A 20,656-nucleotide genomic window follows, 5' to 3' on the forward strand; every position below is an offset into this window, starting at 1 on the left:
CTCCTGCGACTCCGGCAATTTCTGCGCGTCCCGTTCGTTGCGTCTCCGCCAACCTCCGCGAAGAATCTGCACGCCGTATCTCTCTCTATTTACGGCACTTGCGACGTTCTCTCCGCGGATTCTCTTTCGCTGCGCACGTTTCGGCACACCCCTTGCTTTGATTGAGCGACGCCTGGGGGGGCGAATCATGGATGAAACGCATCAATGCCATACGGCCTATACATCGCCGCAGAAGGCGCCCAAGCCCAAGCCCAACGGGTCGAAGTGCTCGCGAACAATATCGCGAACGTCGATACCGCCGGCTTTAAGCGCGATCTGGCTGTTCTCCAAGCTCGTTACGCCCAGGCGATTGAAGACGGCAAAGCCTATCCGAACACCGGCTCGATCAACGATGTCGGCGGCGGCGTCTACGTCAGCGAAAAAGTTACCGACTACGCCCGCGGCGTTCTGAAGGGAACCAACGTTCCGACTGACCTCGCGATCGAAGGGGAAGGCTTTTTCCAAATCGACATCGACGGCCAGACCTATCTGACCCGCGCCGGCAACTTCACTTTCACCGCCGAAGGAAACCTGGTTACCGCCTCGGGCAACCCGGTTCTCGATGCGGAAGGGGAACCGGTTCAAGTCGATCCAGAGGCGTTGGCCAACCACATCGGCAACTACTTCGACACCAACGGCTTCGTCACCGTCGGCGGCGACGTCATTCCGCTGGCGATGGTGAAGCCCGCTTCGCTGAGCGACCTGGCCAAGTACGGCGACACCGCGTTCTATCCGCTCGCGGCGGTCGAGCCGCTGGAGTTGGAAGAACGTCAAACGCGTCCCGGCTTCCTGGAAGGCTCCGGAGTCAACTCGATCACCGAAATGATGACGATGATCGAAGCCCAACGCTCCTACGAAGCGAACGTCAACCTGATCAAGAATCATGATGAGATGCTCGGAAACCTGGTAAACCGCGTTCTCCGCCAAGCCTAACCGCCGGCGTCCTTCCCCCTTGGATAAGTAAGAACCATGAGCGTTCAAACCCTTTACACCGCCGCCACTGGGATGCAGTCTCTGCAGACCAAGCTCGACGTGATCTCCAATAACCTGGCGAACGTGAACACGACCGCCTTCAAGAAGGATCGCGCCAACTTCGAGGACCTGTTCTACGACAACCAGGTCTTGCCGGGGCAGCTGGACGGCGCGTCGAACCCGACCCCGACCGGCACCGCGATCGGCTTGGGCGTTCGCGTCTCGAGCACGCAGACCGACTTCCAACAAGGCGCCTTCCGCGAAACCGATCGTTCGCTCGACTGGACGATCCGCGGCAAAGGCTTCTTTCAGGTTCTCGACCCGACGGGCCAAACCTACTACACCCGCGCCGGCAACTTCTCGATCAACGCCAACGGCGAAATCGTGACCGGCTCGGCCGGCATCGGTCGACCGCTCGAACCGTCGATCGTTATTCCGCAAGACACCACCGCCATCGAAGTTTCGTCCGACGGCATCGTTTCGGTGCAGCGTCCCGGTCTCCAGACGCTGGAAGAAGTGGGCCAAATTCAGCTGGCCACCTTCATCAACCCGGAAGGCTTGCTGAAGCTCGGCGACAACCTCTACGCCGAAACGAACGCTTCGAGCGCCGCGATTCAAGGCAACCCGAACATCGACGGCTTCGGCAGCATCGAAAAGGGCTTCCTGGAAGCGTCGAACGTCGAACCGGTCCAGGAACTGATCGATCTGATCACCACGCAACGCTCGTTTGAACTCAACTCGCAAACCGTGCAGGCCGGCGATCAGATCTTGCAGTTGATCTCGAACCTGCGTCGTTAATCGTCCAACGCCTGAAAGAAACCGATTTCCATGCTTCGTCACTTCGCCACCTTCGCTCTGCTGCTGACCGGTTTGACCGGCGCCGCTAGCGGCTACGACGTCGTCCTCCGCCGCGAAGCGGTGGTCGTCGAGTCGATCGTCCGCCTGGGCGACCTGGCCGAAATCGCCGGACCATCGCAGCGTTTTGTGCAAGAGCTGGAGCAGCTGGAACTGTTTCCCGCCCCCAGCTGCGATCGTTCGCGTTTCGTCACGATCAACGACATCCGCGCCCAACTGAGCGCCCGCGGCTTTCATGACGCCGACCTCTACTTCACCGGCGCCAGCCGAACTCGCATCGTGCGGACCAGCGGTACGGCCCCGATCAGCGAAGCGGTTCGCTCAACCGGTTCCGGCGTTCAGCGAACCAGCTGGGACGGCGGCCCGCTCGCCGAAGGGGAAACCTTGGTCGTCCACACCGTTCGCCCGATTCGTCGCGGCGAAGTGATTCAAGCCAAAGACCTGACGGTGCAGCCCCTCAACATCATTCGGACCGAAGGGGACTTTGAAACGCGGATCGAAGCCCTGGTCGGTAAAGAAGCGATTCGCTCGCTGCCGGCCCAACGCCCAATCGAGTCTGGCTCGGTTCAAGAACCGATCGTCATCCATCAGAACGACGTCGTCACCGTGATTGCCAAGATCGGCGGTCTGGCGATTCGCCGCGATGCGATCGCCGTCAGCGACGCCGCCGTCGGTCAACTGCTGACGGTGCAAGCGATCTCGCCCGATTCGCGCCGAGGTCAGGAACGAGGCGAAGTGTTCCAGGTTCGCGCCATCGGCCACGGCCAGGCGATGACCCTCAACAGCGACGAACGTCCGCAGACGACCGTCACCGCTTACCAGGGAGCCCGTTAATGAACCGCACCGCGATCCTATTCTCGTTGCTCCTGACCGCCGCCTGTTCGCTGGCCGCGGCCCAAGGCCCGACTTCGAGCCTGGCCCAGCGTAGCTTGCCGGGCGACCCGTCGGTTCCCGGCGAACAAGTGCAAGGCGCCATCCGCGACCTCAGCTGGTATTACCGCGAACTGCCGCCGCCGCGCAAGATCCAAGCCCAAGACATCGTCCACATTCGCGTCGACGAAGCGGCCGAAATGGAATCGGAAGGGGATCTGAATCGCCGCAAGCAAGCGAACTTCAACGCGATTCTGGCCAACTGGGTTCACCTGGAAAACCTGAAGGCGATCGTACCCGATGAGCAGAACGACGGCTCGCCGCAAATCACCGGTCAATTGACCAGCCGCTATCGCACACAGGGAACTTTGGAAACGTTGGAAGAGGTTCGCTTTCGCGTCGCCGCGACCGTGTTGGAGATCTTGCCGAACGGCACGCTGAAGCTGGAAGCCCAAAAAGAGATCCAGATCAACAACGAAACCTGGACCTACTACCTGCGCGGGATTTGTCGCGTCGAAGACATCGATCCCAACAACGTCGTCATGAGCGAACGCCTGGCGAACCTCAGCATCACCAAACGCGAGACCGGTCACATCCGGGACTCGTACAAACGAGGCTGGGTGCTGAAGATCTGGGACGAATGGAAGTGGTTCTAAGGAGGAACGAAAACATGATCGCAACCGCCATGAAAACCGCCGCCACCCTGTCGTTCGTCTTGATCGCCGCCGCCTCGGTCGCCGCTCAAACGCAGCCGCAACCGCAACCGTTGGTCGCCGAGCGTTTCCAGATCACGCAACCGCTGTCGACGTTCGTCCGGGTCAAAGGCCAGGAAGAAAACTACCTGCAAGGGATCGGCCTGGTCGTCGGTTTGAAAGGAACCGGCGATAAGCAACTGACCCCGACCCACAAAGCGTTGTCGCTGGTCCTGAAGCACCTCGGCAGCAACTCCGGTTCGGGTCCTGATGGCGAATATCTGCCGGAGGCGCTGAAAACCGTCACGAACACCGCGTTGGTCATCGTCCGGGCTCGCGTGCCGGCCGAAGGCGCCGAAGAAGGGGATTTGATCGATTGCGAAGTGAGCGCGCTCGGCGCCAAAAGCCTTGAAGGGGGTTCGCTGGCGATCAGCACGCTGCAAGGTCCGAACCCGCACGACAAAACGGTCTGGGCGATGGCGACCGGCAACCTCGAAATCTTCAGCAAGTCGGTGCCGACCAACGCTCGCATCAAGTCGGGCTGCCGCATCGAACGTTCGATTCGCAACTCGTTCGTCTCGCCCGAGAACAAGGTCTACCTGGTTCTGAACGACGGTTACAAAGATTGGCAGATGGCCCAGGAAATCGTCTTCAGCGTCGGCAACTTGCTGCAAGTCGGCCAGGGCTCGTCTTCCAGCAACCAAATCGCCAAGGCGCTCGATCAGAAGACGATCGAAGTGCAGATCCCGCCGCAATACCAGTCCGATCCGGTCTTCTTCGTCTCGATCCTGATGGATACGCCGATCGTCGACAAACAGCTGAACAACAAGGTCGTCATCAACAAGGCCCGCGGCGTGATCGTCGTCGGCTCGGATGTCGAAATCGGTCCCGACGTCGTCACCCACAACGGCATCAAGATCGAAACGATCGATCCCGAATCGAACAAGTTCGTGCCGCTCAATACGCAGCCGGCCTATGCGACTCGCCTGAAGGACCTGGTCGACGCGCTCAATACGCTCAAAGTTCCGGCCGAGGACGTGATCGACATCATCGTCGCGATCCACGCCCAGGGCAAACTGTACGGCGAACTGGTTTTTGTGAACTAACGACCGTCTGAAAGAAGAATCATGGTCAGCAACGTCAACGCCAATCTGAACGTCGCCGCTCCGACTGCCGAGCAGTTGGAAGTGCGGGAAAAGTTCGACCAATTCGTCGGCGAGTCGTTGTTCGGCCAGATGCTGAAGACGATGCGGAAGTCGGTCGGCAAGTCCGCTTATTTCAACGGCGGCCGCGGCGAAGAAGTCTTCCAATCGCAACTCGATCAACTGCTTGTCGAAAAACTGTCCCAGGCCAGCGCTCAGGAGCTGTCAGGTCCCATGTTTGAGCAATTTATGTCGCAGCAGAATCTCAGCGGCGAATCGAACTCGAGCTCCAACTCGAACGAATCGTCGCAACGCCCCCCTCACTGGAAACAGGTCAGCTTGTTGCAGGCCGTCCAGACGTTGAACGATCAACCGAGCGCTCCGCTGTTGGACGCCTTGGCGTAAATCACCCTTTCTTCGCCAGCCGCTAGAGTAAGGTCTTCGCTATGCCTTTTACGCCCATAGACGACGCGTCGCAAACCTCGGCCGTCGACTGGGAATCGTCCACCGCGGAAGTTCTTCAGGAACTGACCAGCGTCCAGGACGAACTGATCGAAGTGCTCGGCACGAAACGGAGCCAGATGGTCGCTCGGGACATTCCCGGCATGGAAGCGACGCAACAGCGCGAGCTGGAGTTGATCAAGCGGCTCGAGCAACTTCGGGACGCGCGACATTCGCTCCTCACTTCCGCCCAACAGCACGGCTTGCCGAGCGATAGCATCCAATCGCTAGCCGAGATGGCTGATGGCGCCGAAGGAGAGAGACTGCGTGAGATAGCCAGTTCGGCGAAACTCCGGATGCGCACCATCCAGAACGAAACGCTGGTCAACTTCGTGCTAGCCCAACGCTCAGTACTACATTTGTCGCAGATTTTGCAGATCATCGCGACCGGCGGCAAACTTCAGCCGACTTATGAACAGGAGAACTCCGCGCAGCAATACAACGCTCAACAGGGAGGTTCTCTTGTGGACCTGGAATCCTAATTGGGAATTGGGACGGTCCATGGAGAATAGTCAAGGATGACTCTTTACACATCGCTTCAACAAACGAAGAACGCGCTGCTTGCCGCGCAAATCGGGATCCAGGTGACGGGCAATAACATTGCCAACGTCAATACGCCCGATTATCTGCGCGAACGAGTCATCTATACCCCTGCGCCGACGCAAAAATATGGCGGCTTGCTCCTTGGCATGGGGGTGCAGGTCGAAGGGGTCGTTCAACAGGTCGACCATTTTCTCGAAGAACGCCTCCGCAACTCGACCAGCGATCTCGCCAACGGCGAAACTCAGGAAAACGTCTATTTACAGCTTGAGGCGCTGATCGGCGAACTAAGCGATACTGACATCAGCTCGTCGCTCAATGATTTCCTGGGAAGCATCAACGACATCCTGAACCAGCCGGAAGACGTCGGCGTTCGCAACTTGTCGGTCCTCCGCGGTCAGACGCTAGCAGGCGACATCAGCCGCTTATACAGCCGCGCCAAAGAGATTCACACCGATCTCAATAAGCAAATCAAACAATCGGCCAGCGACATCAATTCGCTGCTCAACGATATCGCCGATTTGAACGTCAAAATTACGACGCTGGAAGCGGGGCCGGTCACCAAGAGCGACGCGATCGGTCTCCGCGATCAACGGCAACGCAAATTGACCGAACTGGCCAAGATTATCGACATCAAAGGGGTCGAGCAGGAGAACGGCTCCGTTTCGGTCTTTCTCGGCGGCGAATACCTGGTTATCGATGGCATTGCACGGCAGGTCGAAACGAAAACGGTCGCCGAAAACGGCCTGAACAACGTCAAGCTGACGCTCGCCGGAACCGACTCCCCGATTCAGGTCAACTCCGGCAAATTGAAGGGGTTGATCACCTCTCGCGACGATATTGTCGGCGACTTCCTGGGCAACCTGGACGATTTCGCTCGATCGTTGATCTTCGAGTTCAACCGCGTCTTCTCCAGCGGTCAAGGGGAAACCGGTTATCAGTCGATGACCAGCGAATTCTTCGTCGACGAGTCGGCGATCAACGAGCCGCTCGATCAGGCCGGACTCACCTATACGCCGGTCAACGGTTCGTTCAAGGTCTACACCCTGAACACGGAAACCGGCCTGACCAAGACGGTCAACATCCCGGTCAAATTAAACGGGTTGTCGGACGACACGTCGCTGCAAGATATCGCCGATGCGATCAACAACATTGATGGCCTGTCGGCGTCGATCTCGCTGGACGGACACCTGCAAATCGCCAGCGATTCGGAGAACGTCGAGTTCGCCTTTGGGGACGATACCAGCGGCGCGTTGGCGGCGCTCGGGCTGGGAACGTTCTTTACCGGCACATCGGCCAGCACGATCGGCATCCACGACGCGATCAAAACCGATCCGTCCAAGTTCGCCGCTAGCAAAAACGGCATCGGCGTCGACACCGACAATGCGGTCGATCTGGCCGGATTTTTGGATCGCCCGCTCGATAGCCGCAACGGACAAACGATCGACAACATTTACTCGCAATTGGTCGGCGACGTGACGCAGTCGGCTTCGGTCGCCAAGTCGGTGGCCGAAGGATACCGCGTTTTCAAGGAAACGCTGGATGGGCAAAAGCAAGGGCTCAGCGGCGTCAGCCTCGACGAAGAAGCGGTCAACCTGATTACTTTCCAGCGTCAATTCCAAGCGGCGTCCCGATTGATTTCGGTTATCGACGAACTGTTGGAAGTGCTGGTGAACCTATAACGAATCAACAGAAGTCGCGGTAATTTTTGATGAAAGCGACGCCGAAGACCGCAAATCGGCCGGCGGCGTCATTACGTACGTACCCAATTTTTTTCGACGCGTTCTAAGCGACGCATACCGCCATGACTCGAATCGTACCGGTCCCGACTACCCGCGTAAGCGACGGCAACTTGCAGAGTCGCTTGCTCTCGCAATTAGCGGCGAGTCAGGCCAGCCTATTCAATCTGCAGAACCAGCTCAGCACTGGCCGCCGTCTGCTTGCGCCGAGCGACGACGCTCCGGCGGCGATTCGCGGCATTACGCTTCAGTCGCTGATCGAACGCAAAACGCAGATCAGCGTCAACCTGACGACCAGCCAGTCGTATCTCTCGGCGACCGACACCGCGATGGCCGGCGCTGCGGACCTGCTTTCCGAAATGCGCGGCCTGGCGGTCATCATGGTCGATTCGACGGCGACCGATACGGAAGTCGCCGCCGCCAGTCAGCAGTTTCAAAACGCCCTGCAACAATTCCTGGACATCGGCAATCGCCAGTTCCGCGGTCGCTATCTCTTCGGCGGCTCGAACACGACGACGACTCCCTTTACCTTGAAGAACGGGCTCGTCACCTACAACGGCAACACGAACGGACTGAACAGCTTCGCGGACGTCGACTTGCTGTTCGACACCACGGTCAACGGAAACACCGCCTTCGGCGCGATCTCGCCGGAAGTCAAAAGCAAGATCGACCTGAACCCGGTCCTGACCTTGGACACGAAACTGTCCGACCTGCGGGGCGGCGCCGGCATCGCCAAGGGGAGCTTCGTCATTTCGGACGGCACGAATCCGGTGACGATCGACATTCGCTCGGCCGAAACGATTGGCGACGTGATCAGCTTGATCGAGCGAAATCCGCCTCCGGGACGGAAAATCACGGCGCGAATCGATAACAACGGCCTCAACATCGACATCGACGACGCCGGCGGCGGCAACCTGACGATCCGGGAAGAAGGGGGAAGTCACGTCGCCGCCCAGCTCGGAATCTTGAAGACCAACGGCAACGGCGTGAATCCGATTGAAGGCGCCGACCTCAACCCGATCATCACCAAGGCGACCAAGATCTCCGATCTGCTTGGTTCACGCGCCCAGGCGATTATTTCGTACGCCGGGAATAACAACGACATCGTTTTGAACGCCAAGAACAACGGCGCCGACGCGAACGGCGTTACGTTGAACCTGGTCAACGACGATCTTTTGCAAGCCAAGTCGGGACTCACTAAAGGGAACGAAGTCGTCAGCTTCGCCGAAGACCTGCAGCGTGCGCAAACGACGCTCGACCTGGATGGCGCCGGCAACAGTCTGCTGCTCACCGCCAACTCAACCGACGGCAGTCTCGACGGAGTCCATATCGTCTTCGACTCTTCGGCCGACATCGGCGACTCGGCCGTGATCGGTCCGACGACAACGATCAACGGCGTGAAGACGATCACCGTTCAAATCGACGATACCGACGAAACGTCGCTGCAAACGTTGTCCGACGCCTTTTTGGCGGATGGGCGGTTTTCGGTCGGTTTCGATAACTCGACCGGCGAAACCTACAATCCGTCCAGTTCGGTACTCGCGACCAACAGCTCGAACACCTATACCGCCACCGTCTCGCAAACGGGAGTGAAGGCCCGCGCCGCCCTCCCCTTGTCCGGCGGCAACAACGACTTGATTTTGACCGCCAATCAAGCCGGCATCGACTTCAACAACGTCAATATCGTGATCGACGCCTCGGGCGATATCGGCGACGCCGCGACGGCGACCTATACCGATGACGGAACGACGCGAACGTTGACGCTGTCGGTTGACGACAGCGACGAAACCTCGCTGCAAACGTTGATGAACGCGATCATCGCGGAAGGGAGCTTCTCGGTTCGGCCGGACAACTCGAACGGCAACACGTTCAATCCGTCGTCGTTCGTTTCTTCGGTCGACGACGGTCCGATCGGCAACACCGGCAATAGCGGCGGGGATGAGAACGCGATCTTCGTCCGGGTCGACGCCGATCGCACCAACGCGAATCACCTGGTCAACGCGCTGAACAACAACGCGAAATTCAGCGAACTCTATTCGGCCGAAATCGACGAACACGACACGGTCTCCGACTTTCAGCGCGGCTCCGGACTGGTTGACCTGACCGTGACCGGCACGTTTCAAGGAGGCAGCGGCGCCGACTTTGACGCCGAGTCCGGCCTGCAGATCACCAATGGCGGCGAAACGCAGGTAATCACGCTGGAAGACGCCGAGACGGTCGAAGATCTGCTCAACATTCTCAATGGCGCCGGTCTGGGCGTGTTGGCCGAGATCAACTCGGCCGGTAGCGGCATCAACCTCCGTTCCGTGGTGAGCGGCGGCAATTTCAGCATCGGCGAGAACGGCGGCACGACCGCGTCGCAATTGGGACTCCGCACCTTCAGTGAGTCGACGCTTTTGAGCTCGTTGAACTTCGGGCTGGGCGTGAATACGACCGACGGGACCGACTTTACGATCACGCGTAACGACGGCAAACAACTGGAGATCGACCTCTCCAGCGCCAAGACGGTCGGCGACGTCCTCAATCTGATCAACAACCATCCGGATAACCAGGACGGCAGCCCGGTCGTCGCCAAGCTCGCCGACTTTGGCAACGGCATCCAACTGATCGACGACAATCCAGACGGAATCGGTCGTCTGACGATTGAACGGGACAACCTGAGCACGGCGGCCATCGATCTTGGCCTGATGCCGGAAGGGGCGTTGATCGCAACCGTTTCCGATTCGCCGACCGCGACGCCGGCTGCGGCGACCGTCGAATTCACGCCTCCCGGCGACACCAACAACGCGATTCAAATCACGGCGAATCTTCCCGGCACGACCTTCAACAACGTACAGGTCGAATTCGTCAACTCCGCCGCCTCCGGCGACCAGGCGATCGTCAACTACGATCCGACGACGAAGAAGTTAACGATCGACGTCGATCCGGCGGCGACCACCGCGAATACGGTCATCGCTGCGATCAACGCCGAGGGAACCTTCTCAGCCGATCTCTCCGTTACCAACGACCCGACGAATAACGGCACTGGGCTGATCGCCGACACCGGCGTTCTCGCCGCGACCAACGGAGGAACGCCGGTCGCAGACGCCGAACCAGCCACGGCGTCGGTTTCGTTCGCATCGCCGGAAAACCTGAACACCGGGTTTACGCTCGAATCGCTTTATCCCGGCACGCGGCATAACGACGTCCAGATCATCTTCACCGACACGCTCACCTCCGGTTCGCCGACCGCCGTCTACAACTCGGGAGCGAAAACGCTGACGGTTTCGATCGACGCCGGCGTGACGACGACCGCCGATATCGTCAACGCGATCAACCTTGAAGGGACGTTTCACGCCGAACTTGACCGGAGCGTCGACACGACGAACAACGGAACCGGCACGATTTCGGCGACCGGAACCGTCGGCACGACTTCGGGAGGGACCGCGGAAGTCTTGTCGGGCAAGGACGTCAATCTGCGAGAGACGAAGAGCGTGTTCAACACGCTAATCAAACTGAACGAAGCGATCGTCGATCGCGATTACGTCCAGATCAGCCGGCTCGTCGAGTCGCTCGACGCCGATCTGTCGCGACTTAGCTTCTCCCGCGGAGAGTTGGGGGCTCGTTCGCAAAACGTCGATTTGCTGAAAACGCGGCTCGACGACGACATGATCGAATTGCAGGCCAACCTCTCCGCCGAGATCGACGTCGACTTCGTTGAAGCGGCGTCCAACTTCGCCGCTCAGCAAGCCTCTTACCAGGCTTCGTTGCAGACAATCGGTCAAATCTATCAACTCTCGCTGCTCGACTATCTCTAGTCCGCCGCGGCTCAAGAAGATTTAGCGAGCGGCCTTCTGCGCCGGATGTTCGGATTTTATGGATTCGCCCTCCCCCGGCGGCCGATAATTCAGAATGTTAGAAATTGGGTCGCCGACAGGGCGAACTGCCAGCAATGCATCACTGTTCGAGATGTTTCGACCATGGATATCTACACGGCTCGCTTCGGAAAGCTCGAAATCGCGGATGAAGACGTGATCTTGTTCGCGGACGGCTTGATCGGTTTCGAACACCTGGTCAACTGGATTCTGCTGTCGGACGAAAAGTCGGAAGATCTGGGCTGGCTGCAATCGCTTCAGCAGCCGGAAGTCGCGCTGGCCGTCGTCAGCCCGCGTCGTTTCGCCCCGGAATACCGGGTACGGATGGAAAAAGAAGAGTCTTCGCCGCTCCGTCTGACGGCCGACGACGAAGTCTTCGTGCTGACCATCGTCAGCAAACATGACGACTCTCTGACGATTAATCTACGCGCGCCGGTCGTAATCAATCTGACCAAGCAACTTGGCCGCCAAATTGTGACGACGGACGAGCAGCCGCTGCAGTTTGAAATTCAAAGCGGCGCTTCTTATTACCGCAAAAGCGCCTAGTTCGCTCGAATCTGCAGGCGAAAGTCGGCGGTACATTCGTTTCCGCCGACAGAAGTCGACCATTGCTGCGGATATTGAATGGCGACTCATCAAAGGCCGATAGATGCTACAGCGGCCGGCGCCGCGACAGCGATGCTATCCCGAATCAGGGCCGCTAGCTGACTACCGCTTAAAAGAAATGCCCTACCGTTGTCCGGCGTCGCCGTCAAACGGAATAGAACAGCGCACCGAGGAAGGAGCCTGATATGCTCGTCTTGTCGAGGCATCGTGACGAAAGCATCATGATCGGCGATAACATCGTGATCACGATCGTCGATATTCGTGGCGACAAAGTCCGTCTGGGGATCGCCGCCCCGCAAGATATCCCCGTCCACCGCCAAGAGGTGTACGAAGCGATTCAACGCGAGAATCAACAAGCGGCGCGGTTGCAACCGAACGAAGCCGCCGCTCTCCGTAAGACGAAATAGTTCCGCGCCTCTCTCGCGCAACGAACTATCCCGCCCGATCGTCTTACCTATCGTAATCCGCTCAATGGCGCCTGGCCCGGCGCCTTTCTTTGTCGCTGCTGCGACCCTTTTCTTCACCCTCAAAAGCGCAATGCGTCGCTGCGGGTATGCGCAGCCAAAACGGCAAAAACGCCGGAATTCGACACTCTGTGATGGTCGTAACGCTTGAGACTATTACGTTCTCTAATCGCGCAAGGAAAACTTAGTCAATCACCTAAAGCGTCCAAGTTCGGGTGTCGATAGTCCTTCGATAGATGATCGTGTATAGGATCGGTCGAGCGCTGGCGAGAAATTCCTTCACCAGAGCGAAGCGGCAGGATGACCTGCAGGGGCAGGAAGCCTCCTGAAATGACAAACTAGAAAGGTGTGATTTGGGCTGCGTTTGCAGCCGACCGTTCCGATCAAACTATTTCCCCAGGCGTCGGACGGGCTTCAAAGTAGTCCCTGGATTTAGGAGGGGTGACTCCCAATGACCCGCATCAATACAAACGTAAGTTCGCTAGTCGCTCAGAAGAATTTGGGCCGCTCCAATGCGGACCTCAACACGACGCTCACTCGCTTGAGCACCGGTCTCCGCATTAACAGCGGTAAAGACGATCCGGCCGGTTTGATCGCCAGCGAATCGCTCCGCAGCGATATCACCAGCGTCGAAAAGGCGATTACCAACAGCGAACGAGCCAACCAGCTGATCGCGACCGCCGACAGCGCTCTCGGCCAGGTCAGCTCGCTGCTCAACGACATTCGCGGGTTGATTTCAGAAGCCGCCAATACCGGCGCCCTTAGCGACGATCAGATTGCGGCCAACCAGCTGCAGATCGACTCCTCGCTCGAAGCGATTGACCGTATCGCTCAGGTCACCTCGTTCCAGGGCAAGCGTCTGCTGGACGGTAACCTCGACTTCATCACGCAGAACGTCAACAGCTCGGGCATCGAAGGCCTCCGCATCGACCAGGCCAACTTCGGTACGCAAAGCTCGATCGGCGTCGCCGTCAACGTCGTGAAGCAAGCCACCCGCGCCACCCTCAACTACGGCTTCGGCGCCGTTGCCGACAATCTGGTTCTGGAAATCGGCGGCGCCAACGGTACGGAAGCGTTCAACTTCGCCAAGGGTTCGACGATCGAAGAAATCGCTTCGGCCGTGAACCTGGTTTCGGACGCCACGGGCGTGGAAGCGGTCGTCGAATCGGCCGCCACGAAGGGCTCGCTCACCGTCAGCAGCTTCGGCGCCGACAATGACATCACGTTGACCGCCAACGAAGCTGGATTTGACGCGGGCGACGTCCGTATCAAGTACACCAAGGGTTCGACGACCACCACTTCGGCGACTTACACCGCTCCGGTCGGTGATGACCCGGCCAAGCTGGAAGTGACGCTCGGCGTTTCGGCCTATGTTGCGGCCTCGGTCACCGTCGACACCGCCGGTAACGACAACGCCTTCACCATCACCGCCAACCAGGCTGGCGCTGACGTCAACGGCATCCAGGTCATCCTGGACAACACCGGCGCCAAAGGCGCGGAAACGGTCGACTACGATGCCGACGCCGGCACGTTGACGATCCACAAGGCCGCCACTTCGACCGGCGCCGAAATCGTCGCCGCGATCAACAACGCCGCCACTAACACCCAGGTCTCGGAACTGTTTACGGCCGCTCTGGTCGAAACGACCGGTCCTGGCGCCGGCGCCGGCGTCGTTGCTGCGACGGGCGCCGCGGGCACCTTCGCGGGCGGCGTGGACGGGGGCGACATCATCGCCACGGCCAACGACGTGATCGCTGCGATCAACGCTGCGACCGGCAACGACAAAGTGACTGCGTCTCTCGCCGCCGGCAACGACGGTCATGATACGGTCACCGAGTTCTCGAACTACGCCTACAGCGGCGTCGCCGAAGAAAACAACCGTCTGCAATTCCTGGCGCCTGGCGATTCGCCGAACGTCCGCTTCGTCTCGAACGCCGGCAGCTCGCTCGGCATCGACACGACGACCGACCCCCGCGTCGAAGGTTTGTCGCAATCGATCATCCAGAACGACGACGCCAACGGTACGTTCTCGATCACGGCCAAGCTGAAGGGAACCGAATACGACGGTTACACGATCAGCTTCGTGGACGACGCCAACCTGGCGGGCGGCGGCGACGAATTCGTCGTGCTCGACAAAGAGAATAAGACGATCGAGATTCACGCCGTCGATGGCGCCTCGACCGCCCAGAACGTCGTCGATGCGATCAACAACGACACCTACGTCAGCGACTTCTTCGAGGCCGAAAACTTCGGTTCCAGCGACGGTAGCGACGTTTTGGACTACTCTGAACTGACGATCCCGGCGGCGACGACCGGCGGTCTGGTCAGCGAAGGGACGTTGATCATCAACCTGGAAACCGATGAAGACGGCAACATCAAGACGACCGCCAACGACTTGATCGCCTTCTTCGATGATCCGAGCCAATTTATCTCGGACGCTGGCGAAGCCGCTGCGGCCCTCGCCTACCTGCAAGATCGCGGCATCAGCGTGACCAACGTCGGCGGCAGCGACGGCAGCGGCGTGTTGGCTCCGACCACGTCGGACATCTCGTTCGCGACCAGCGGCACCGAGCTGGAAGACGCTCAAGCCTCCGGCACGACCTATGCGGTCAACGGCGCCACGGCTCAGCTGACGTTCACGGCGATCAACTCGGGCGCCGACTACGACGGCGTCACGGTTCAGTTCGTCAATGACGCGACCGTCACGGCCGGCGTCGACGAACGTGGCGAATATGACGCCGCCTCGAAGACCCTCACCTTCTACATCGAAGAAGGGGTCAGCTCGGCGGACGACATCAAAGCCGCCCTCGACGGCGACTCGACCCTGAGCCTGCTGTTCAGCGCCACCTCGGGCGGTACCGGCGTCGTCACCACCGACGACACCGCGACCCTGACCGGCGGCGTGGTCGACAACGGTTCGACCGACGGCGCCGCGTTGCTCGGCAACTCGGACCTGGAAAACCTGGGCCTGACGTTCCAAGCCACTAAGTTCGGTTCGGATTCGTTCGTCAGCGTGAAGGCCCTCAGCGGCACCTTCAGCCTGACCGACCAGAACGGAACGACCGGGGTCGATCGTTCGACCGGCACCGACGTCGATGTCCGCATCAACGGCATCCAGGCGATCGGCGACGGCTTGAAGGCCTCGATCAACACCTCGTCGCTCGACCTGAGCTTCTCGGTCGGCGCCGATGTGGAAGACGGCACCAACTTCGACTTCCAAATCGTCGGCGGCGGCGCCTTGTTCCAACTCGGTCCGGACGTGGTCAGCAACCAGCAGGCCCGCCTCGGTATCCAGAGCGTCAGCACCGCCACCTTGGGCGGCGTCAGCGGCCGCTTGTTCGAGCTTCGCTCGGGCGGCAACAAGAGCCTGACTTCCGACGTCGGCGGCGCCGCGAAGGTTGTCGATGAAGTCATCAACGTGGTGACCTCGCTCCGCGGTCGACTGGGCGCCTTCCAGAAGACGACCCTGGACTCCAACATCTACTCGTTGAACGATACTCTGGCGAACCTGACCGAAGCCGAAAGCTCGATCCGCGACGCCGACTTCGCCACCGAATCGGCCAAACTGACGCGAGCTCAGATTCTCGTCCAGTCGGGCACCTCGGTGTTGGGTATCGCCAACCAGAACCCGCAAAACGTGCTCAGCCTGCTCCGATAAGTTTCGGGCTGAACAACGCGAAATTACGAAGGCCTCCGCCAACTTTGGCGGAGGCTTTTTTGTTGCGCCATACCGCTTACCTAATCGTAATAAGCTGAAGATCTTACCGCCCGAACGTCGATAAACGATGATGACGCTATCTGTCCATTTGACGTTAACGCAGGCCGCTTGGGCCGCCTGAGAAAGCGACGATCTCCCCCATGGCAGGGATTAGCAGCACTACTGGTCTTATTTCCGGCATCAACATTGTTGATACGGTAACGCAGCTGCTCAAGATTGAAGCCCGACCGCGCGACTTGTTGATCTCCCGCACGACGACAGTCTCGAACGAACAAGGCGCACTCAGCAAGGTCACCGCGGCGATCCTTAGCTTGCAGTTCTCGGCGCAAGCTCTCGGCAAGACTTCGATTTTCAACACGCGCACCGCGCAGACCAGCAACTCCACCGCACTTTCCGCCACGGTTACCGGCACGCCGCGGGTCGGCGTAACGCAAGTTACTCCGGTACGTACGGCACAGGCGCAGCAATACCTCAGCTCCGGCGTCTCCTCCCTCACCGAGGCGCTCAGCGCCGGCTCGATCTCGTTCAGCGCCGCTCCGCGACTCGACAGCGGGATCGAACTAAACCGGCTCAACGGCGGCGACGGCGTCGGGCCTGGCAAGATCAAGATCACCGACCGAGCGGGGGATACCGCCACGATCGATCTTCGCTACGCGACCACGATCGACGACGTCCTCAACGCGATCAATAACAACGACGACATCGACGTCACCGCGACGATCGAGGGCGATCGGATCAAGCTGACCGACAATACCGGCCAGACGACCAGCAATCTGATCGTCAAAGAAGTCTCCGGCGGATCGACCGCCGCCGACTTGGGACTGCGCGACGTCAACGTCGCCGCCAGCTCATACGTCGGCAACGATATTTTCTCGCTCCATAGCGGCACGAAGTTAAGCGAACTGCGCGACGGAGCGGGCATTCGTCTTAGCAGCGACTTAGACGACCTGACGATCACCTTTCGCGACGGCACGTCCCAGAACATCGGCCTGCGGCAGACCGCTCAACCCGAAGCCGCCGCAACCGCTTCGACCTCGACCTCCGATCCGAAATTCAGCATCACGGCCAACAATGCCGGCGACGCTTACGATGGGGTGTCGGTCATCTTCCAAGACAACGGGTCCGTCACCCAGGGTAGCGAAACGGTCGTCTACGACGATTTGGCGAAGACCATTACCGTCCAAATCGACAAAGGTTCGACCACGGCCGCCGACGTCATCAGTGCAATCAACAACGACGCGTCGGCCGGACTCTATTTCACCGCTGCGACGATTGACGGCGGAACGGGCAACGGCTTGATCGACACCGTCGATACCGCGATCACCACCGGCGGAACGGCGCTCTCTTCCGCGGTCACGACGGCAGCCAACGCCAACGCCAGTATCGAGATCAGCGCCGTCAACGCCGGTGGCGACTACGACGGCGTACAGATTCTCTTCGTCGACGATCCCGGCGTCAGCAAGGGAAGCGAAACGGTCATTTATGACGACAGCGATCCCGGCAACAAGACGCTGACTGTCCACATCAAGGCCGGCGAAACGACCGCCGATGACGTGATCGCGGCGATCAGCGGCGATCCGTTGGTGAGCCCGCTGTTTACCGCGGCGAACGTCGTCGGCAGCAACGGCGATGGCTTGATCGACGTCTCCGACACCGGCACGACAAGCGGCGGAACCGCCAACGCCATCGGCATTTCGACCGCTCAATCGGTCGACAGCGTCGTCAAGCTTACGGCCAAGCAATTGGGGGGAGAGTACGACAACGTAACGCTGCGATACGTTAACGACCCGGCCGTCACCGCTGGTAACGAAGTCGTCGAATATGACGACAGTGATCCTGACAACATCACGCTGACCGTCCGCATCCAACAAGGCGCGACCACGGCCGATAACGTCATCGCCGCCATCAACGGCAACGCCACGACGTCGGCTCGCTTTACCGCTGCGACCGCGACCGGCGGTAGCGGAGACCGGATTGTCGACGTCCTTAGCACCGCCGTTACGTCGGGCGGAGCCGCACGAGAGGAACGCTCGCCCCAATCGTTGGGAGACCTGCTGACGATCTTCAATGAAGTCGATCCGACGCGATTGCAGGCGCAAATCTCGGCCGATGGCGATCGCATCGAATTGATCGACCTCTCGACGGACAACGGCGGATCGTTTTCCGTCAGCAGCTTTGGCGACGGCCACGCGGCCGAGGATCTCGGAATCGCGTTTTCGACCGCCAGCGACACGATTTCGAGCGGTCGCTACATCGGCGGGCTCAACTCCAAGTTGATCAGTTCGCTGAACGGCGGCAAAGGTTTTGACCTAGGATCGATCAAGATCACCGACCGCAGCGGCGCGACGGCGACGATCGACCTGTCTGGCGCCGAGACGGTGCAGGACGTCTTGACCGCGTTCAACGATTCGGGACTGGGCATAGAAGCCGAATACAACACAGCCGGCAACGGCATCACAATTCGCGACACGACTGGCCAGTTCTTCAGCAATTTCAAGATCGAGAACGCCGACGCCACCAATTCGGCGACCCAGTTGAACATCGCCGTATCGACCTCGCAGACGAAAGTCGAATCAGGCTCGCTCCATTTCCAATACATCAGTGAGCAGACGGAACTTGATTCGTTGAATGGCGGCAAAGGGATCACGCGCGGCAAGTTCATCATCAAGGACAGTGCCGGCGGCGCCCGCGTTTTTGACCTCTCCGGCGACACGATTAAGACCGTCGGCGACCTGCTCAACGCCATCAATAGCCAAACCGGCGTCAAGGTCACGGCCGAAATCAACGCCACCGGCGACGGCATCAAGATCATCGACCAGGCCAACGGATCTGGCGAGTTGCGGATCCAGGACTCAGGAACGACCGGCACGGCGACTTCGCTCGGCTTGCTCGGGACCGGTTCGATCGCCCAAGGGGACTCGAAACAGAGCATCGTCGGCACGTTCAACAAGACCATCCAGATCGAAGCCGGCGAAACGATCAACGACGTAATCACCAAGATCAACGACCTGGACGCTGGATTCTCGGCGAACGTCTTCGATTACGGCGCCGGTTCCGAGCGATATCGCATTTCGCTCACTTCGGACAAAACCGGCAGCGGCGGCAATTTCCAGATCGACTCTTCCAACTCGCAATTCGAATTTGATGAGACGGTGCGTGGGCAAGACGCCCTGCTCCTGTTCGGCTCGAACGCCAATGGATCGTCCGGGATTCTGACCACTTCGTCGACCAACACCTTTACCGGCGTCGTCGAAGGCCTTAGCGTCACGATCAAGGAAGCGACGAACACGCCGGTCAACATCACCGTTTCCGAATCAGACACGGCGTTAATCTCCGCCGCCAACTCGTTCGTCACGCAGTACAACGCGCTGGTCGACTTGATGGACGACTACACCTCGTTCAATGAGGCGGACAGCTCAACCGGCATCCTGTTCGGCACGAACGTCGCGAACCGGATCGACACGGAACTTGGCGAAATCCTCACAAAGCGTTACGCCGGTCTCGGCAGCATTCAATCGCTGCAGCAGCTTGGCTTCACCTACAACGATAGCGGCAAGCTGACGCTCGACACGACGAAGCTGCAACAAAAGTTTGCGGAAGACCCGGAGGCGGTCGAAGAGTTTTTCTTGAAAGAACAGACGATCAGCGGCGAGAAAAAGAAAATCGGGTTCGCACAACAGTTTGACGACCTGATGGAAGCGTTCGCGGGGGCGAATAGCTCGCTGCTTATCAGTCGAATCGAAGCGTTGCAAAGCAAAATTGATTTGAATCAGTCGCGAATCGACGCCTGGAACGAAAAATTGGAACGTCGCCAGACAGTCCTGCTGAACCAATTTTATGACTTGGAGTCGACGCTCGCCAAGATCCAGACCAATACGCAGTACCTGAGTGCGATTCAGCCAATTACGATCCCCGAAAACTAGTCGCGGATATTCGCACAAAGCCTGACGCTCGAGCGTCCGATAGATATAGCATCCCGCAAGCGAAACTTCTCGAAACTCAACCCGGCGGAACTCATGTTCGAATACGGCGCAACCAATTCCTATCTCGAAACGGAAGTCCTGACGGCTACCCCGCAAAAACTTCAGATGTTGCTGATCGGCGGCGCCATTCGCTTCGCTCAACAAGCGCAACACCTGAAAGACGCTGGTCAGGACGAAGCCGCTTGGGAAGCGCTGCTCCGTTGCCGCGGCATCATCACCGAGATCCTGATCAACATCCGCCCGCAGGTGACGCCGCTGGCAGGACAAGTGGCCGGCATCTATCTCTACTTGTTCCGCGAACTGTCGGACATCCAGATCTCGGATCAGTATGAGAAGATCAGCTCGCTGATCCCGGTGCTGGAAGAAGAACGAGAAACCTGGCGTCAGCTCTGCGAAGCGATGCCCGAAGCTCCCGAAATGCCCCGCGAAGAGGTGAAGGAAATCACCGCCGCCAACTCGAAGCATTTGCTGGGCAATCTCAATGTGGGGCAAGCCCCCAGCGGCGCCCATTGGGGATCACACTCTCCGGCCGCCGGCGAATACGCCTCGGGTCACGGCTCCGGCTTCTCGCTTGACGCCTAGTCGAGCGACATTCGACCTCGCGGCTCGAAATCGGCAAATCTGGTTGCGCTTCCCGGCAACCTGCGGTTCTCTCGATAAGGTCGCCCATCTTCCCCCTAT

General features: G+C 59.3%; 14 protein-coding genes. All 14 read left to right on the plus strand.

Annotation, left to right across the window (positions count from 1 at the left end; all coding sequences use genetic code 11):
- The first annotated feature begins 204 nt into the window (after nt 1-204).
- Nucleotides 205-972, plus strand: a complete 768-nt coding sequence (locus tag LOC68_RS11550) for a flagellar hook-basal body protein (protein ID WP_230218633.1) — start codon at nt 205-207, stop codon at nt 970-972.
- A 36-nt stretch (nt 973-1,008) separates the two neighbouring features.
- On the plus strand, nt 1,009-1,809 hold the full coding sequence (gene flgG / locus LOC68_RS11555; RefSeq protein WP_230218635.1) for a flagellar basal-body rod protein FlgG: 801 nt from the start codon (nt 1,009-1,011) through the stop codon (nt 1,807-1,809).
- 30 nt (nt 1,810-1,839) lie between these two features.
- Nucleotides 1,840-2,700: a flagellar basal body P-ring formation chaperone FlgA gene (gene flgA / locus LOC68_RS11560; RefSeq protein WP_230218637.1), complete on the plus strand. Its 861-nt coding sequence runs from the start codon at nt 1,840-1,842 to the stop codon at nt 2,698-2,700.
- Nucleotides 2,700-3,392: a flagellar basal body L-ring protein FlgH gene (locus LOC68_RS11565; protein WP_230218638.1), complete on the plus strand. Its 693-nt coding sequence runs from the start codon at nt 2,700-2,702 to the stop codon at nt 3,390-3,392. Before flgA ends, LOC68_RS11565 begins: the two co-directional genes overlap by 1 nt.
- A gap of 14 nt (nt 3,393-3,406) precedes the next feature.
- Nucleotides 3,407-4,534: a flagellar basal body P-ring protein FlgI gene (locus tag LOC68_RS11570; protein ID WP_230218640.1), complete on the plus strand. Its 1,128-nt coding sequence runs from the start codon at nt 3,407-3,409 to the stop codon at nt 4,532-4,534.
- A gap of 21 nt (nt 4,535-4,555) precedes the next feature.
- Entirely contained in the window at nt 4,556-4,975 is a 420-nt protein-coding gene (locus tag LOC68_RS11575) for a rod-binding protein (protein WP_230218642.1), read from the plus strand.
- A gap of 41 nt (nt 4,976-5,016) precedes the next feature.
- On the plus strand, nt 5,017-5,553 hold the full coding sequence (gene flgN / locus LOC68_RS11580) for a flagellar export chaperone FlgN (protein ID WP_230218644.1): 537 nt from the start codon (nt 5,017-5,019) through the stop codon (nt 5,551-5,553).
- Nucleotides 5,554-5,589: 36 nt separating this feature from the next.
- Complete coding sequence (gene flgK / locus LOC68_RS11585) at nt 5,590-7,293, plus strand: flagellar hook-associated protein FlgK (protein ID WP_230218646.1); 1,704 nt, start codon at nt 5,590-5,592, stop codon at nt 7,291-7,293.
- Nucleotides 7,294-7,415: 122 nt separating this feature from the next.
- On the plus strand, nt 7,416-11,147 hold the full coding sequence (gene flgL / locus LOC68_RS11590) for a flagellar hook-associated protein FlgL (RefSeq protein ID WP_230218647.1): 3,732 nt from the start codon (nt 7,416-7,418) through the stop codon (nt 11,145-11,147).
- 162 nt (nt 11,148-11,309) lie between these two features.
- On the plus strand, nt 11,310-11,750 hold the full coding sequence (gene fliW, locus LOC68_RS11595; protein WP_230218649.1) for a flagellar assembly protein FliW: 441 nt from the start codon (nt 11,310-11,312) through the stop codon (nt 11,748-11,750).
- A 245-nt stretch (nt 11,751-11,995) separates the two neighbouring features.
- Nucleotides 11,996-12,217 carry a carbon storage regulator CsrA gene (gene csrA / locus LOC68_RS11600; RefSeq protein ID WP_105339260.1) on the plus strand — a complete coding sequence of 74 codons (222 nt, stop codon included), beginning with the start codon at nt 11,996-11,998 and terminating at the stop codon, nt 12,215-12,217.
- Nucleotides 12,218-12,725: 508 nt separating this feature from the next.
- A complete protein-coding gene (locus tag LOC68_RS11605) occupies nt 12,726-15,932 on the plus strand; it encodes a flagellin N-terminal helical domain-containing protein (RefSeq protein ID WP_230218651.1) in 3,207 nt (1,068 codons plus the stop codon).
- 200 nt (nt 15,933-16,132) lie between these two features.
- Complete coding sequence (gene fliD, locus LOC68_RS11610) at nt 16,133-19,915, plus strand: flagellar filament capping protein FliD (protein WP_230218653.1); 3,783 nt, start codon at nt 16,133-16,135, stop codon at nt 19,913-19,915.
- A gap of 93 nt (nt 19,916-20,008) precedes the next feature.
- A complete protein-coding gene (locus LOC68_RS11615) occupies nt 20,009-20,557 on the plus strand; it encodes a flagellar export chaperone FliS (RefSeq protein WP_230218655.1) in 549 nt (182 codons plus the stop codon).
- The last annotated feature ends 99 nt before the right edge of the window (nt 20,558-20,656 follow it).

The sequence above is a fragment of the Blastopirellula sediminis genome (assembly GCF_020966755.1).
Lineage (GTDB): Bacteria > Planctomycetota > Planctomycetia > Pirellulales > Pirellulaceae > Blastopirellula > Blastopirellula sediminis.

Bases quoted from the DNA above. Each gene is read 5' to 3' on its own strand.
- LOC68_RS11550 (WP_230218633.1), top strand. From the start codon at position 205: ATGCCATACGGCCTATACATCGCCGCAGAAGGCGCCCAAGCCCAAGCC.
- flgG (WP_230218635.1), top strand. From the start codon at position 1,009: ATGAGCGTTCAAACCCTTTACACCGCCGCCACTGGGATGCAGTCTCTG.
- flgA (WP_230218637.1), top strand. From the start codon at position 1,840: ATGCTTCGTCACTTCGCCACCTTCGCTCTGCTGCTGACCGGTTTGACC.
- LOC68_RS11565 (WP_230218638.1), top strand. From the start codon at position 2,700: ATGAACCGCACCGCGATCCTATTCTCGTTGCTCCTGACCGCCGCCTGT.
- LOC68_RS11570 (WP_230218640.1), top strand. From the start codon at position 3,407: ATGATCGCAACCGCCATGAAAACCGCCGCCACCCTGTCGTTCGTCTTG.
- LOC68_RS11575 (WP_230218642.1), top strand. From the start codon at position 4,556: ATGGTCAGCAACGTCAACGCCAATCTGAACGTCGCCGCTCCGACTGCC.
- flgN (WP_230218644.1), top strand. From the start codon at position 5,017: ATGCCTTTTACGCCCATAGACGACGCGTCGCAAACCTCGGCCGTCGAC.
- flgK (WP_230218646.1), top strand. From the start codon at position 5,590: ATGACTCTTTACACATCGCTTCAACAAACGAAGAACGCGCTGCTTGCC.
- flgL (WP_230218647.1), top strand. From the start codon at position 7,416: ATGACTCGAATCGTACCGGTCCCGACTACCCGCGTAAGCGACGGCAAC.
- fliW (WP_230218649.1), top strand. From the start codon at position 11,310: ATGGATATCTACACGGCTCGCTTCGGAAAGCTCGAAATCGCGGATGAA.
- csrA (WP_105339260.1), top strand. From the start codon at position 11,996: ATGCTCGTCTTGTCGAGGCATCGTGACGAAAGCATCATGATCGGCGAT.
- LOC68_RS11605 (WP_230218651.1), top strand. From the start codon at position 12,726: ATGACCCGCATCAATACAAACGTAAGTTCGCTAGTCGCTCAGAAGAAT.
- fliD (WP_230218653.1), top strand. From the start codon at position 16,133: ATGGCAGGGATTAGCAGCACTACTGGTCTTATTTCCGGCATCAACATT.
- LOC68_RS11615 (WP_230218655.1), top strand. From the start codon at position 20,009: ATGTTCGAATACGGCGCAACCAATTCCTATCTCGAAACGGAAGTCCTG.